The organism is Planktothrix paucivesiculata PCC 9631 (genome assembly GCF_900009265.2).
Taxonomy (GTDB): Bacteria; Cyanobacteriota; Cyanobacteriia; order Cyanobacteriales; family Microcoleaceae; genus Planktothrix; species Planktothrix paucivesiculata.
The window spans coordinates 1-401 of sequence record NZ_LR735097.1; the positions used below are offsets into that span (position 1 = coordinate 1).

The following is a 401-nucleotide window of genomic DNA, read 5'->3' on the forward strand; positions in this document are numbered from 1 at the left end:
TTAGCAGGTAGTGATGTAACCTGGACTTACACAGTTACTAATCCTGGTAACGTTCCATTGTCTAACGTATCATTAACAGATGACCAACAAGGTCAAATCACTAATTTAACTGATGGTGATGATGGTAATCAAATATTAGATCCCGGTGAAACATGGGTTTATACAGCAACAGGAATTGCTGGTATTGGTGACTACAGTAATACGGGTACAGTCGCAGGTGACTACAACGGAACACCTGTAACCGCTCAAGACCCCAGTAATTACTTTGGAGCTAATCCTCAAATTCAGATTAATAAAGTCACCAATGGAGTTGACAATTTACAAGTGTTAGCAGGTAGTGATGTAACCTGGACTTACACAGTTACTAATCCTGGTAACGTTCCATTGTCTAACGTATCATT

General features: G+C 39.7%; 1 protein-coding gene. It reads left to right on the forward strand.

The window, feature by feature from the left end; genetic code table 11:
• On the forward strand, nucleotides 1-401 hold a 401-nt coding region (locus PL9631_RS25725; RefSeq protein WP_197046529.1), incomplete at both ends, for a DUF7507 domain-containing protein.